This is a genomic window from Erwinia phyllosphaerae, assembly GCF_019132875.1.
GTDB lineage: Bacteria > Pseudomonadota > Gammaproteobacteria > Enterobacterales > Enterobacteriaceae > Erwinia > Erwinia phyllosphaerae.
The window spans coordinates 140539-154176 of the sequence record NZ_JAHSPF010000011.1 but is presented as its reverse complement, the minus strand read 5'-3'; the positions used below and the strand labels follow the sequence as shown (position 1 = coordinate 154176).

At 56.2% G+C, this 13638-nt stretch carries 14 protein-coding genes and 1 tRNA gene; 9 read left to right on the top strand and 6 right to left on the bottom strand.

Annotation, left to right across the window (positions count from 1 at the left end):
- Both KUE00_RS18175 and orn read right to left on the bottom strand, forming a co-directional pair.
- Nucleotides 1-76, bottom strand: a tRNA-Gly gene (locus KUE00_RS18175).
- 147 nt (nt 77-223) lie between these two features.
- Complete coding sequence (gene orn / locus KUE00_RS18170) at nt 224-769, bottom strand: oligoribonuclease (RefSeq protein ID WP_246761400.1); 546 nt, start codon at nt 767-769, stop codon at nt 224-226.
- A gap of 92 nt (nt 770-861) precedes the next feature.
- On the opposite strand from orn, the gene rsgA reads away from it, so the two are divergent.
- From rsgA to mscM, 3 genes are all read left to right on the top strand, one after another.
- Nucleotides 862-1920 (top strand): small ribosomal subunit biogenesis GTPase RsgA, encoded by a 1059-nt coding sequence (gene rsgA, locus KUE00_RS18165; protein ID WP_246761399.1) that lies wholly within the window; start codon nt 862-864, stop codon nt 1918-1920.
- A gap of 88 nt (nt 1921-2008) precedes the next feature.
- Nucleotides 2009-2908 (top strand): archaetidylserine decarboxylase, encoded by a 900-nt coding sequence (gene asd / locus KUE00_RS18160; RefSeq protein WP_246761398.1) that lies wholly within the window; start codon nt 2009-2011, stop codon nt 2906-2908.
- Between the two features lie 9 nt (nt 2909-2917).
- Nucleotides 2918-6244, top strand: a complete 3327-nt coding sequence (mscM, locus tag KUE00_RS18155; protein ID WP_246761397.1) for a miniconductance mechanosensitive channel MscM — start codon at nt 2918-2920, stop codon at nt 6242-6244.
- A gap of 66 nt (nt 6245-6310) precedes the next feature.
- Here mscM and epmA read toward each other — a convergent pair whose 3' ends face one another.
- Nucleotides 6311-7288: an elongation factor P--(R)-beta-lysine ligase gene (epmA, locus tag KUE00_RS18150; RefSeq protein WP_246761396.1), complete on the bottom strand. Its 978-nt coding sequence runs from the start codon at nt 7286-7288 to the stop codon at nt 6311-6313.
- Nucleotides 7289-7542: 254 nt separating this feature from the next.
- Between epmA and frdA the strand changes: the two genes are divergently transcribed.
- The 5 genes from frdA (at nt 7543) to KUE00_RS18125 (ending at nt 11417) form a co-directional block, all read left to right on the top strand.
- Nucleotides 7543-9324: a fumarate reductase (quinol) flavoprotein subunit gene (gene frdA / locus KUE00_RS18145; protein WP_246761395.1), complete on the top strand. Its 1782-nt coding sequence runs from the start codon at nt 7543-7545 to the stop codon at nt 9322-9324.
- Complete coding sequence (locus tag KUE00_RS18140) at nt 9317-10051, top strand: succinate dehydrogenase/fumarate reductase iron-sulfur subunit (protein ID WP_246761394.1); 735 nt, start codon at nt 9317-9319, stop codon at nt 10049-10051. The genes frdA and KUE00_RS18140 overlap by 8 nt, the downstream gene beginning before the upstream one ends.
- Nucleotides 10052-10062: 11 nt before the next feature.
- On the top strand, nt 10063-10467 hold the full coding sequence (frdC, locus tag KUE00_RS18135) for a fumarate reductase subunit FrdC (RefSeq protein WP_246761393.1): 405 nt from the start codon (nt 10063-10065) through the stop codon (nt 10465-10467).
- Nucleotides 10467-10820, top strand: a complete 354-nt coding sequence (gene frdD / locus KUE00_RS18130; protein WP_246761392.1) for a fumarate reductase subunit FrdD — start codon at nt 10467-10469, stop codon at nt 10818-10820. Before frdC ends, frdD begins: the two co-directional genes overlap by 1 nt.
- Before the next feature lie 72 nt (nt 10821-10892).
- Nucleotides 10893-11417: a lipocalin family protein gene (locus KUE00_RS18125; protein WP_246761391.1), complete on the top strand. Its 525-nt coding sequence runs from the start codon at nt 10893-10895 to the stop codon at nt 11415-11417.
- A 67-nt stretch (nt 11418-11484) separates the two neighbouring features.
- Here KUE00_RS18125 and KUE00_RS18120 read toward each other — a convergent pair whose 3' ends face one another.
- The 3 genes from KUE00_RS18120 to efp all read right to left on the bottom strand — a co-directional run bounded on the left by KUE00_RS18120 (nt 11485) and on the right by efp (nt 12461).
- Nucleotides 11485-11619, bottom strand: a complete 135-nt coding sequence (locus tag KUE00_RS18120; protein WP_246761390.1) for an entericidin A/B family lipoprotein — start codon at nt 11617-11619, stop codon at nt 11485-11487.
- A 96-nt stretch (nt 11620-11715) separates the two neighbouring features.
- On the bottom strand, nt 11716-11847 hold the full coding sequence (locus KUE00_RS18115) for an entericidin A/B family lipoprotein (protein WP_246761406.1): 132 nt from the start codon (nt 11845-11847) through the stop codon (nt 11716-11718).
- A 47-nt stretch (nt 11848-11894) separates the two neighbouring features.
- Complete coding sequence (efp, locus tag KUE00_RS18110; protein ID WP_246761389.1) at nt 11895-12461, bottom strand: elongation factor P; 567 nt, start codon at nt 12459-12461, stop codon at nt 11895-11897.
- Between the two features lie 41 nt (nt 12462-12502).
- On the opposite strand from efp, the gene epmB reads away from it, so the two are divergent.
- Complete coding sequence (epmB, locus tag KUE00_RS18105) at nt 12503-13531, top strand: EF-P beta-lysylation protein EpmB (RefSeq protein WP_246761388.1); 1029 nt, start codon at nt 12503-12505, stop codon at nt 13529-13531.
- Nucleotides 13532-13638: the final 107 nt, after the last annotated feature.

The window sequence follows — 13638 nt, the reverse complement described above, 5'->3', positions numbered from 1 at the left end:
TGGAGCGGGAAACGAGACTCGAACTCGCGACCCCGACCTTGGCAAGGTCGTGCTCTACCAACTGAGCTATTCCCGCTCTGCGTACCGGTTAAAAACTCTTCCTGTACGGGGAGCGCATTATACGAGAAATGGAAATCGTCGCAAGCCTGTGGCGGCAATTTTTTTCGTTTTCACGCTTAACTGCTGACAAAACCAGCTTAATGCCGATTTTGTCAGCACAGTATTACAGGCGAATAAAGTTTTCGCGGTAGTACGCCAGTTCAGCGATAGATTCCCGAATATCGTCCATGGCCTGATGCGTACCCTGCTTTTTAAAGCCGTCCAGCACTTCAGGTTTCCAGCGACGCGCCAGCTCTTTCAACGTGCTGACGTCCAGATAGCGATAGTGGAAGTACGCTTCCAGTTCCGGCATATATTTAAAGAGAAAACGGCGATCCTGGCCGATACTGTTGCCGCAGATAGGCGAGGCGTTTGCCGGTACCCACTCTTTCAGAAAAGCGAGCGTTGCCAGCTCGGCTGCGCGATCGTCATGCTGGCTGGCTTTCACTCTGGCTACCAGCCCGCTACCGGTATGGGTTTTTACGTTCCAGTCGTCCATCAACGCCAGCTGCTCGTCAGACTGGTGAACGGCAAAAACCGGCCCTTCCGCCAGAATATTTAAATCAGCATCGGTCACCAGCGTGGCGATTTCGATAATGCGATCCTGTTCCGGATCCAGGCCGGTCATTTCAAGGTCAATCCAGATCAGATTATTGGCATTTACTGTCATAGGGTTTCTCGCCGTGGCTTATATCGTCAAACGTTAGGGTGTATCATAAACGTTTTGCCCTGTCAGGGCGAAGCAAAGCCGTGTGAGGAAGAGTGAGCAAAAACAAACTGTCTAAAGGTCAGCAACGTCGCGTTAGCGCCAACCATGAGCGCCGTCTTAAGCAGCGCGCCGATAAGCCAGAACCGGATGATAGCCTGTTTGGCGAAGCGCGTGATGGCGTGGTAATCAGTCGTTTTGGCATGCATGCGGACGTAGAGGATGCGGACGGCAGCGTTCACCGCTGTAATATTCGCCGCACTTTACGCTCTCTGGTTACCGGCGATCGCGTACTCTGGCGGCCCGGCGCAGAAGGTAGCGCAACCGTAAAAGGCATTGTGGAAGCAGTACACGAGCGCACTTCCGTACTAACCCGACCTGACTTTTACGACGGCGTAAAGCCTATCGCCGCCAACATCAATCAGATTGTGATTGTTTCGGCTATTTTGCCCGAGCTGTCGCTAAACATTATCGACCGCTACCTGGTAGCGAGCGAAACGCTGGATATCGAGCCGCTGCTGGTGCTGAACAAAACGGATCTGCTGGATGAAGAAGGCATGGCGTTTGTTGAAGAGCAGATGGCTATCTACCGTAAAATTGGCTATCGCGTCATCATGGTTTCCAGCCACCGTAAGCAGGGTCTGAGCGAGCTGGAAGCCGCGCTGATTGGCCGCGTCAGCATTTTTGCCGGTCAGTCCGGCGTAGGAAAGTCCAGTTTGCTTAACGCGCTGCTGGGGCTGGAGCTGGAAACAGAAATCCTGACTAACGACGTTTCCGACGTTTCCGGCCTGGGACAGCACACCACCACCGCTGCTCGTCTGTACCATTTCCCTCACGGCGGCGACGTTATCGACTCACCGGGCGTGCGCGAATTTGGTTTATGGCATCTGGAGCCGGAACAAATCACGCGCGGCTTTGTCGAATTCCGTGAGTTTTTAGGTCACTGCAAATTTCGTGACTGCAAGCACGACACCGATCCGGGCTGTGCTATTCGCGAAGCGGTGGAACGGGGTGATATTGACGAGTCGCGTTTCGAAGACTACCACCGTATTCTGGACAGCATGTCAGAAATGCAGCAAAAAACACGACGCAGCTTTTCAGAGAACAGCGACTAAAAACCGGGGAGCGGGCGTCATAGCCTGAACGACCGGACACTGTTACAATCCGCACCCTTAATTTATTTCAGAAAGCCAGGAGGCTACTGTGTTGGATCGTCTGAAACTCGGCCTGAATGCTGTTTTGCCTAAAAAAGGCCTTACTGAACTGGCTGGTTGGGGCGCGAGCAAGCGCGCCGGCTGGCTGACCAAAGCCGTTATTGATATTTTTGTCTGGTTCTACAAAGTCGATATGAAAGAGGCGCAGAAGCCGGATACCGCCAGCTATCGCACCTTTAACGACTTCTTTGTTCGCCCGCTGCGCGACGATGCCCGTCCGCTGGAAACTGACCCGAACCTGCTGGTGCTGCCGTGCGATGGCGCAATCAGCCAGCTGGGCCATATCGAAGGCGACCAGATCTTCCAGGCCAAAGGCCACACCTATACGCTGGAAGCGCTGCTGGCGGGTGATGTCGCCATGACCGATATGTTCCGCGACGGCGAGTTCGTAACGACTTACCTGGCACCGCGTGACTATCATCGCGTGCATATGCCGTGTAACGGTATTCTGCGCCAGATGATCTACGTGCCTGGCGATCTCTATTCCGTTAATCCGCTGACGGCGCAGAACATCCCTAACCTGTTTGCCCGTAACGAACGCGTTATCTGTCTGTTTGATACCGAATTTGGCCCTATGGCGCAGATTCTGGTCGGTGCCACCATTGTAGGCAGCATCGAAACGGTCTGGGCCGGTACCGTTACGCCACCGCGTGAAGGCGTGATTAAACGCTGGAGCTGGCCAGGCGCGGATGAAGAAGGCTCGGTCGTGCTGCTGAAAGGTCAGGAGATGGGCCGCTTTAAGCTGGGCTCTACCGTTATTAACCTGTTTGCCCGGGATAAAGTGAAGCTGGCGGAAAGCCTGACGCCGGAAACCAAAACGCGCCTGGGTCAGACGCTGGCGATCGCACTGCAAAAAACCAGTGCTGAAGAAGTTCTACATCACCCATAGCAGAGACGCATGTTACGCCTGATAGTTACTCTTTTGCTGGGCTGGGCGCTGCTCCAGCCCGCCTGGGCCGCCACCGCGCCCGATGTTGCGCAGCTCAAGCAGGCCCTGGAAGAGGCAAAATCCAGTCAGGAGCCTAACCAGGCGGACATGGTAGATGCGCTGCAGTCGGCGTTAAACTGGCTGGACGATCGGCAAAAGTCGCTGACCAACGCCAGCGACTATCAACAGGTCATTGACGACTTCCCGCAACTTTCTCGCGATTTACGCCAGCAGCTGGCCGCGCTTAGCGACAGCAGTAAAGCCGTGCGTAACACGATGACGGCATCCGAACTGGATCAGGAGATCCTTCAGGTCAGCAGCCAGCTTCTGGAGGAAGGACGCCAGGCGCAGCAGGAACAGGACCGCGCCAGAGAAATCAGCGACTCCCTTTCCCAGCTGCCGCTACAGCAGTCGGACGCCCGGCGCGCGCTAAACGAGATCGAACGACGTCTGCAGGGACAGCCTGGGCCGACTACGCCGCTTGCCCAGGCGCAGCTGTCCGCCCGTCAGGCAGAAGCGGCAGCGCGCAAAGCGCGGGTCGATGAACTGGAACTGGCGCAGCTGTCGGCCAACAATCGCCAGGAGCTGGCACGCATGCGGGGTGAAATCCATCAGCGCAAGGCGACCCAGCTCGATACTTATTTGCAGGATCTGCGTAATCAGCTTAACAGCCGTCGTCAACGCGAAGCCGAAATTGCCCTGGAAAAAACAGAGCAGCTGGCGGAAAACAGCGGCGAGCTGCCGAAGAAACTCAGCGAACAGTTTCGCGTTAACCGCGAGCTTTCTAATGCGCTTAATCAGCAGGCGCAGCGGATGGATCTGGTCGCTTCGCAGCAGCGTACGGCCGTTAACCAGACCATTCAGGTTCGTCAGGCGCTGAGCACCATTCGCGAACAGTCGCAGTGGCTCGGCGTTTCTACCGTGCTGGGCGAAGCGCTACGCGCGCAGGTTGCGCGTTTACCGGAAATGCCCAAGCCGCAGCAGCTGGATAACGATATGGCGCAGCTGCGCGTACAGCGGCTGCATTATGAAGATCTGCTGGAACGACAGCAGCAGCTCCGCCAGCTCCGACAGGATGACGGCTCGCCGCTTACCAGCGAGCAGCGCAAAATTCTTGATGCCCAGCTCAAAACCCAACGCGAACTGATCGGCTCACTGCTTTCCGGCAGCGATAACCTGATTCTGGAAGTCACCAAGCTAAAGGTAGCCAACGGCCAGCTGGAAGACGCGCTAAAAGAGATTAAAGATGCAACGCACCGCTATCTTTTCTGGACGGCCGACGTCAGCGCGCTACATCTTGATTTCCCGATCCTGTTGATGCGCGACCTGCGTAATTTGCTGTCGATAAATACGCTTGGCCAGCTGGGCGGTGCGCTGGTGATGATGTTTACCAGTCGGGAAACCGTCCTGCCGATTATTGGCGCAGTGCTGCTGGTTGGCTTTAGCCTGAGCTCACGCCGTCACTATCGCGATTTTCTTGAGCGCTCTGCCAGTAAGGTGGGCAAAGTTACCCAGGATCGCTTCGGCTTAACCATGCGCACCGTGTTCTGGTCGATCCTGGTTGCCCTGCCGCTGCCGGTGCTGTGGATGGCGCTCGGCTATGGTTTACAGCACGCGTGGCCCTACCCTGTCGCCGTGGCGACGGGCGACGGCATTACCGCCACCGTGCCGCTGCTGTGGGCCTTTATGATTAGCGCAGGCTTTGCCCGTTCGAAAGGCTTGTTTATCGTCCATTTCCGCTGGCAGCAAAACCGTGTAGCACGAGCGATGCGCTTTTATACGCTCTGCATCGGTTTTGTGGTGCCGCTGATTATGCTGCTGATCGGCTTTGATAACCTTGACGAACGCCATTTTTCCGCCACGCTTGGCCGCGTCTGTTTTATCCTGATTTGCGGTGCGCTTAGCCTCGTTACCGTTAGCCTCAAGCGAGCGGGCATTCCTCTCTATCTGGATAAAGAAGGCAACGGCGAAAACTTTATCAGCAATATTCTGTGGAATGTGATGATCTGCATTCCGCTGATCGCCGCGCTGGCCTCCTGTATTGGCTATCTGGCGACGGCGCAGGCGCTGTTGGCCCGAGTGGAAACCTCGCTGGCCATCTGGTTCCTGCTGCTGATTATCTACCATATTATTCGTCGCTGGATGCTGATTCAGCGGCGGCGAATCGCCTTCGACCGCGCCCGTAATCGCCGTGCGGAAATTTTGGCCCAGCGCGCCAAAGGTGAAGAAGAGGCAACGGCCACGCAAAGTTCAGAGACGGATGTGGATGAACCGGTTATCGATCTGGATGCCATTAGCGCCCGCTCGCTGCGGCTGGTTCGCTCCATTCTGACGCTGATTGCGCTGGTGTCGGTGATTGTACTCTGGTCGGAAATCCACTCGGCGTTCGGTTTTCTGGAAAATATCCGGCTGTGGGACGCCAGCACCACGGTACAGGGCGTTGAAAGCCTGGAGCCTATCACGCTGGGTTCAGTGCTGATTGCTGTTCTGGTGCTGATTATCACCACTCAGCTGGTGCGCAATATGCCGGCGCTGCTTGAGCTGGCGCTGTTGCAGCATCTTAACCTGACGCCCGGCACCGGTTACGCCATTACCACGCTGACCAAATATGTATTGATTCTGATTGGCGGGCTGACCGGCTTTTCCATGATCGGCATCGACTGGTCGAAACTGCAATGGCTGGTCGCGGCGTTAGGTGTGGGGCTGGGTTTTGGCCTGCAGGAGATCTTCGCCAACTTTATTTCCGGCCTGATTATTCTGTTTGAAAAACCGATTCGCATCGGCGATACCGTGACCATTCGCGATTTGACCGGCAGTATTACGCGCATCAATACGCGTGCGACCACTATCACCGACTGGGATCGCAAAGAGATTATCGTGCCGAATAAGGCTTTCATCACCGAGCAGTTTATTAACTGGTCGCTGTCCGATTCGGTGACGCGCGTGGTGCTGACGATTCCAGCAGCCGCAGAGGCAAACAGCGAAGAGGTGACTGCCGTGCTGCTGACCGCCGCGCAGCGCTGCCAGTATGTTCTGGATACGCCGCAGCCGGAAGCGTTTCTGGTTGATTTGCAGCAGGGGATTCAGCTGTTTGAACTGCGTATCCACGCCGCGGAAATGGGCCACCGCATGCCGCTGCGCCACGAGCTTCACCAGCTGATTTTACGCGGCTATCATGAACACGGCCTGGAAATGCCTTTCCCACCTTTCCAGGTGCGGATGGAAACCATTGGTCGTAAAACGCCGGTTAACAACGGCGCGCCAGCGGCAAGGACCTACAGGTCAGGCGGGTTATAAGCCAGCGCCCTGCGTTTTTCGGCAGCCCAGGGCGCCTGTTTTTCGCACCTCGGGCTACCGTAAAACTCAGCAGCGGTCGACGGAAAACGCGATCACTTCACTAAGCTGTGTGGCCTTTAGCGCCAGCATGACGATACGATCCACCCCCAGCGCGACGCCGGAGCACTCCGGCATGCCGTGTGCCAGCGCATCCAGAAGATTATTGTCGATGGGCTGTTGCGGCAGGCCAAGCGCCGCTCGCTTGCGGTTATCCTGCTCAAAGCGCTGACGCTGCTCGCGGCTGTCGGTCAGTTCACGGAAGCCGTTAGCCAGCTCAATCCCTTTGAAATAGACCTCAAAGCGTTCCGCTACGCGATGATCTTCCGTACTGATTTCCGCCAGCGCGGCCTGGCTCGCCGGAAAGTGGTAAACGAAGGCCGGTTTTTCTTTCCCGATCTGCGGCTCCACGCCGGTCACAAACAGCAGCTGTAGCAGCGTGTCGCGATCTTCTTCGCGGTTGGCTAAGTCGCCCACGCCCAGCTTTTCCGCCACTTCACGCATCTGGGCTTTATCCGCCGACAGCGGATCCATCTCCAGGTGGCGAATAAACGCCTGCTGATAGGAAAGCGTTTCGGCTGGCGCGCAGTCCAGGACCTGCTGCAACAGATCGTCAACTTCATTCATCAGCCGATACATATCGTAGTGCGGGCGATACCACTCCAGCATGGTGAACTCTGGATTATGATGGCGACCCGCTTCCTCATTGCGGAAACAGCGGCAGAGCTGATAAATCGGCCCGCTTCCCGCTGCCAGCAGCCGCTTCATGTGGTATTCCGGGCTGGTCATCAGATAGAGGTCCAGTCCCTGCGCCGCTCCCGGCCCGACAAAACGCGTCTGAAAAGGAAACAGGTGGATATCGGTCACGGTCGCCTGGCTCATCGCCGGGGTCTCCACTTCCAGTACCCCACGATCGGCAAAGAAACGCCGGATTTCAGCCATAATCGCCGCCCGTTTTAACAGGTTGGTCACGGGCGCGCTCGGCTGCCAGCTGGCCGTATCGCTCATAGTTTGTACTCCGCAGAGGAAAGGGTGAAGCAGTCTACCCGAGGCGCAGCGGACAAACAAACCTGCGCCGATAAAAATTATCCGGGCGCAGACAGCAAGCCCGGTGTGAAAACCGTTAGCTCCTTAACATTTTTGCCGCGTTTTTCTTGGCTGAATACCTGAACACATCAATTTTGCCCTGCATTGCCGGTCTTATACTGGCTCACCGAGGCCTTCCCTCATCCTTTCCATGACAGCCTGACAGGGAGAATACCGTGCAAACTTTTACTGCCGATTTAGTCATTATCGGCGCAGGTGGCGCTGGACTCCGCGCGGCTATTGCCGCAGCGGAAGCGCATCCCACGCTTTCCATCGCGCTGGTATCAAAAGTTTATCCGATGCGTAGCCATACCGTGGCGGCCGAAGGCGGATCGGCCGCCGTCACCCAGCAGCATGACAGCTTTGACCTTCATTTTCAGGATACCGTTTCCGGCGGCGACTGGCTGTGCGAGCAGGATGTGGTGGATTACTTCGTACAGCACTGCCCGCAGGAAATGGCCCAGCTGGAAATCTGGGGCTGTCCCTGGAGCCGTCGCGCTGACGGGTCGGTTAACGTGCGGCGTTTTGGCGGCATGAAGATCGAGCGTACCTGGTTTGCCGCCGACAAAACCGGCTTTCATATGCTGCATACGCTGTTCCAGACCTCGCTAAAATATCCGCAGATTACCCGTTTCGATGAGCATTTCGTTCTCGACCTGCTGGTAGACGATGGCGAAGCGCGCGGCGTGGTAGCAATGAACATGATGGAAGGCGCGCTGATACGGCTCCAGGCGAAATCCGTGGTGCTGGCGACCGGCGGCGCGGGCCGCGTCTACCGCTATAACACTAACGGCGGCATCGTCACCGGCGATGGCATGGGCATGGCGCTGCGGCATGGCGTACCGCTGCGGGATATGGAATTTGTGCAGTACCATCCCACCGGCCTGCCCGGCTCCGGCATCCTGATGACGGAGGGCTGCCGCGGCGAAGGCGGCATTCTGGTAAACAAAGACGGCTACCGTTATTTGCAGGATTACGGCATGGGGCCGGAAACGCCGCTCGGCGAACCAAAAAACAAATATATGGAGCTGGGGCCGCGCGATAAGGTGTCGCAGGCTTTCTGGCACGAATCGCAAAAAGGCCGCACCATTCATACACCGCGCGGCGAAGTGGTGCATCTGGACTTACGCCATCTGGGCGAGAAAAAACTGCTGGAGCGGCTGCCTTTTATCTGCGAGCTGAGCAAAGCCTATGTCGGCGTCGATCCGGTAACCAGCCCTATCCCCATTCGTCCTACCGCGCACTACACCATGGGCGGCATCGCCACCGATGCACGCTGTGAAACCGCCATTCGCGGGCTGTTTGCCGTGGGCGAATGCTCTTCTGTCGGGCTGCATGGCGCTAACCGGCTCGGCTCTAATTCGCTGGCGGAGCTGGTGGTGTTTGGCCGCCTGGCTGGCGAAAACGCGGCCGCACGGGCGCTGGAAAGCCGTACGCAGACCAGCAGCACGCTGGATGCCCAAAGCCGCGACTGCGAACAGCGCCTTAAAGCGCTGGTCAATCAGCCCGGCAACGAGCGCTGGTCAGCCATCAGAGATGAAATGGGCATGGCGATGGAGGAAGGCTGCGGCATCTACCGCACGCCGGAACTGATGCAGCAGACCATCGACAAGCTGGCGGAGTTAAAAGAACGCTTTGCTCGCGTGCGCATCAGCGACAGCTCCAGCGTATTCAATACCGAGCTGCTCTATGCCATTGAGCTGGGTCATGGCCTGAACGTGGCGGAGTGTATGGTGCATGCTGCTTTTGCGCGTAAAGAGTCGCGCGGCGCGCATCAGCGTCTGGACGAAGGCTGCCGCGAGCGGGATGACCAGCGTTTTTTGCAGCACTCGCTGAGCTATTTTAATCCGCAGGGCACACCGACCATAGACTGGGGCAACGTTAATATCACTCGCCTGCCGCCTGCCAGACGCGTTTACGGCGCAGAATCAGAACACAAGGAGGCGCAGCATGGCTGACCTGCCGCATTGTCGTATCGCTATTCAACGCTATAACCCGGAGACGGATACCGCGCCGCACGTTGAAACCTTCAACGTTCCCTTTGATGAACAAACTTCGCTGCTGGATGCGCTGGGGTACATCAAGGATAACCTGGCGGGCGACCTCTCGTTCCGCTGGTCCTGCCGCATGGCTATCTGCGGCTCCTGCGGCATGATGGTCGACGGCATCCCTAAGCTCGCCTGTAAAATTTTTCTGCGTAACTATCCACGAGGCATGCGCGTGGCCCCGCTGGCGAATTTTCCCGTCGAGCGCGATCTGGTAGTTGATATGAGCCGCTTTATCGAAAGCCTGGCGGCCATTAAGCCCTACATCATTGGCGACTTGCCCGCAGCCCAGGGCGGTGCCGGCAAGCAAACGCCCGCACAGATGGCCCGGTATCACCAGTTTTCCGGCTGTATTAACTGTGGCCTTTGCTACGCCGCCTGCCCGCAGTTTGGCCTCAATCCGGAATTTATTGGCCCGGCCGCCATCACTTTAGCGCATCGCTACAACCTGGACAGCCGCGATAAAGGCAAAAAGCAGCGCATGCCGCAGCTAAATGGCGATAACGGCGTCTGGCCCTGCACCTTTGTCGGCTTCTGCTCGGAGGTCTGCCCTAAACATGTCGATCCGGCGGCGGCCATTCAGCAAAGCAAGGTGGAGAGCGCCAAAGACTTTCTGATTACCAGCCTCCGGCCTCAATAAGGAATTGCCAGATGATATCAAAACGTAACCCCTGGCACGCGCCTGTCGCGGCCAGCTGGTGGAGAAACAACGGCTTTTATCGCTTTTATATGCTGCGTGAAGGCACCGCCATCCCCGCGCTGTGGTTCAGTATCGAGATGATTTTCGGCCTGTTCGCCCTCAAGCGCGGCGCGGAGAGCTGGGATGTTTTTATCGTCTTTTTGCAGCATCCCGTAGTGCTATTTTTGAATCTGGTCGCGCTGGCGGCCGCGCTGCTGCACAGCAAAACCTGGTTTGAGCTGGCGCCAAAGGCTGCCGTTATCGTGATCAAAGAGAAAAAGCTGTCGCCCCGGCCGCTGATTATCGGTCTGTGGATCGCTATGGCGGTAATAAGCATGGCCGTTCTGGCTGCCGCGTTGCTGCTACAGGAGGGATAATGAAAAACCAACACCGTTCCGATGAACCGCTATTCTGGGGACTGTTTGGCGCTGGCGGTATGTGGGCCGCACTCGTTTCGCCAGTCGTGGTGCTGCTGGTAGGGATCATCCTGCCGCTTGGGCTGGCCTCACCGCAGGCGTTTAGCTATGAGCGAATTCTCAGCTTTGCGCAGGCCTGGCCCGGACGCCTGTTCCTTTTTCTGGCTATCGTTATGCCGCTCTGGTGCGCGCTGCATCGGCTGCATCACCTGATGCACGATATAAAAATCCACCTTCCGGCCAGCAAATGGTTTTTTTACGGTCTGGCCGCCATCCTTACCGTCGTCACCGCTATTGGCGTTGTCACGATCTGATTAACAGGCGGCTACCGGCCGCCTGCATAAAATGGCCTATACTTAAGCTATTCAAACGCAAAGGAATCGCTTATGTCTCTGTGGAAAATGCTGGCCGCCGGTGCTGGTGCCCTTCTTTCTGTTGCCTGCGCCACTACGCCGCCAAAAGGCGTGACGCCCGTGGAAGGCTTTAATGCCGATCTTTATCTGGGCAGCTGGTATGAAATTGCTCGTCTGGATCACCGCTTTGAGCGCGGGCTGGACCACGTTACCGCGACCTACAGCAAGCGCGATGACGGCGGGCTGAAAGTCATCAACCGCGGCTTTAACGTGAAAAAACAGCGTTGGCAGGAAAGTATCGGCAAGGCGTACTTTACCGGCTCGCCCAGCCAGGCGGCGCTGAAAGTCTCTTTCTTTGGCCCATTCTACGGCGGCTATAACGTTATTGCGCTGGACAACGCTTATCAGCACGCGCTGGTGTGCGGACCGAACAGGAATTATTTATGGATATTGTCGCGTACGCCGCAAATTGACAGCAAGGTGAAAGAAGAGCTGACCGCGAAAGCTCGTCAGGCCGGTTTTGACGTCGCTAAGCTTATCTGGGTAAAGCAGGATTAAGAGCCTGTCGTGCCTGAATGGATAAAGGCATAACAAAATGGCCGGTGTTTAACACCGGCCTGCTTTTTTACTGTGCGGTGCGCTGAATAGCCCGTCCGCCCGCGGAAACATCTTCACCTACGCCACGCGTCGTATTACAGGCGGTGAGTGCAGAAGAAAGCACCAGGACGGCGAAAAACGCAACAATACTTTTCTTTAACATAGCAAGATCCTTTTAGGCAGAAGTAAAGTACAGCGTAGTAAGCATAGCCGTAATTTTGCGAACGCGTCCGGTGAGATACGGGAGAAAAAAGAGAAGTCAGCTGGCCGCGTGTGAGATAGCGCCGCCCAGATGCTGGACGTCCTCACCAAAGCCGTGGAAGGTATTGCAGGCGCTGAGCGCGCAAGTCATTAACAAAGCAACAGCAAGAAATTTAATGCGGTTAATCATCAACGAGGGCTCACTAATAGGGGCCTGAATAATCAGGCCCATACGGCTTATTTTACGCGAGAAACGTATTCACCTGAACGGGTGTCTACTTTAATCACTTCGCCAATCTGTACAAACAGTGGCACTTTAACAACCGCGCCGGTAGACAGCGTGGCTGGCTTGCCGCCGGTTCCTGCGGTATCGCCTTTCAGGCCTGGGTCGGTATCAACGATCTCCAGCTCAACAAAGTTTGGCGGCAGTACCTGAATAGGTTTGCCGTTCCACAGCGTCACGATACACTCTGCGTTATCCAGCAGCCATTTTGCCGCGTCGCCTACGGTCTTCTCTTCAACAGGATGCTGTTCAAAAGTTTCCGGGTGCATAAAGTGGTAGAACTCACCGTCGTTGTACAGGTAGTTCAGGTTAGTATCTACAACGTCCGCGCCTTCGGCAGAGTCGGTAGATTTAAAGGTCTTCTCAACGCGAGTACCGGTCAGCAGACGACGCATTTTCACACGTGCGAAAGCCTGGCCTTTGCCTGGTTTAACAAACTCGCTGGCTTCGACGGCGTAAGGTTCGCCTTCGAACATGATTTTAAGACCGGGACGGAAATCGTTGCTAGAATAAGTCGCCATAAAGGCCCTCTACAATTTAATACTGGTACTTAGCCAAAAAAATGGCACACATTGTAACCCTAAATACCCCTTCGCGAGAAGAATGGTTGCATCAACTTGCTGATGTAATCACTGACCCTAATGAATTACTGCAACTTTTAGGCCTTGATTCCCATCCTGAGCTGCTGGCTGGCAATGATGCACGCCGCCTTTTTGCGCTGCGTGTCCCGCGCGCCTTCGCGGCAAGAATGCGAAAAGGCGATGCGCAGGATCCGCTGCTGCTGCAGGTCATTACCAGCAGCCGGGAGTTTATTGATGCTCCGGGTTACAGTACCGATCCGCTCGACGAGCAAAGCAGCGTAGTGCCGGGACTGTTACATAAATATCATAATCGCGCGCTGCTGCTGGTAAAAGGTGGCTGCGCCGTCAATTGCCGCTACTGTTTTCGTCGTCATTTTCCTTACTCTGATAATCAGGGTAACAAGCGCAACTGGCAGCAGGCGCTGGAGTATATCCGACAGCAGCCGCAACTGGATGAAATTATTTTCTCCGGCGGCGATCCGCTGATGGCGAAAGATAGCGAGCTGGAGTGGCTGATTAGCGAACTGGAGCAGATCCCCCACCTGAAACGGCTGCGTATCCATAGCCGTTTACCGGTGGTTATCCCTGCGCGAATTACCCGGCGCTTCTGTCAGCGGCTGGCGGATTCTCGTCTGCAAACGCTGCTGGTTACCCATATCAACCACGCTCAGGAAATTGACGACGAGCTGCGGCAGGCCATGCAGCAGTTAAAGCAGGCTGGCGTAACCTTATTAAATCAAAGCGTTTTACTGCGCGGCATCAACGACAGCGCCACTACGCTGGCCGAGCTAAGCAATGCGCTGTTTGATGCAGGTATACTGCCTTATTATCTGCACGTGCTGGATAAGGTTCAGGGCGCGGCGCACTTTTACGTTTCTGACGAGCAGGCCAGGGCGATTATGCGGGAGCTGTTGAGCAAGGTGTCCGGCTATCTGGTGCCGAAGCTGGCAAGGGAAATTGGCGGGGAGCCAAGTAAAACGCCGCTGGATTTACAGCTGCGCCAGCTGTAGATAAAAAAACAGGAGAGGGTTTTTGCCTCTCCGCAGGCCGCTGACAAACTTAAAGTCCTTTATCACCAGCCTCTCTCCTGTCTGCCGCCACGTCAGGCAGTGCGTTC

Excerpts from the sequence above, each read along its gene's own strand:
- frdD (WP_246761392.1), top strand. The coding sequence starts at position 10,467 with ATGAAAAACCAACACCGTTCCGATGAACCGCTATTCTGGGGACTGTTT.
- KUE00_RS18125 (WP_246761391.1), top strand. The coding sequence starts at position 10,893 with ATGTCTCTGTGGAAAATGCTGGCCGCCGGTGCTGGTGCCCTTCTTTCT.
- efp (WP_246761389.1), bottom strand. The coding sequence starts at position 12,461 with ATGGCGACTTATTCTAGCAACGATTTCCGTCCCGGTCTTAAAATCATG.
- KUE00_RS18140 (WP_246761394.1), top strand. The coding sequence starts at position 9,317 with ATGGCTGACCTGCCGCATTGTCGTATCGCTATTCAACGCTATAACCCG.
- frdC (WP_246761393.1), top strand. The coding sequence starts at position 10,063 with ATGATATCAAAACGTAACCCCTGGCACGCGCCTGTCGCGGCCAGCTGG.
- KUE00_RS18115 (WP_246761406.1), bottom strand. The coding sequence starts at position 11,847 with ATGATTAACCGCATTAAATTTCTTGCTGTTGCTTTGTTAATGACTTGC.
- epmA (WP_246761396.1), bottom strand. The coding sequence starts at position 7,288 with ATGAGCGATACGGCCAGCTGGCAGCCGAGCGCGCCCGTGACCAACCTG.
- KUE00_RS18120 (WP_246761390.1), bottom strand. The coding sequence starts at position 11,619 with ATGTTAAAGAAAAGTATTGTTGCGTTTTTCGCCGTCCTGGTGCTTTCT.
- orn (WP_246761400.1), bottom strand. The coding sequence starts at position 769 with ATGACAGTAAATGCCAATAATCTGATCTGGATTGACCTTGAAATGACC.
- mscM (WP_246761397.1), top strand. The coding sequence starts at position 2,918 with ATGTTACGCCTGATAGTTACTCTTTTGCTGGGCTGGGCGCTGCTCCAG.
- epmB (WP_246761388.1), top strand. The coding sequence starts at position 12,503 with ATGGCACACATTGTAACCCTAAATACCCCTTCGCGAGAAGAATGGTTG.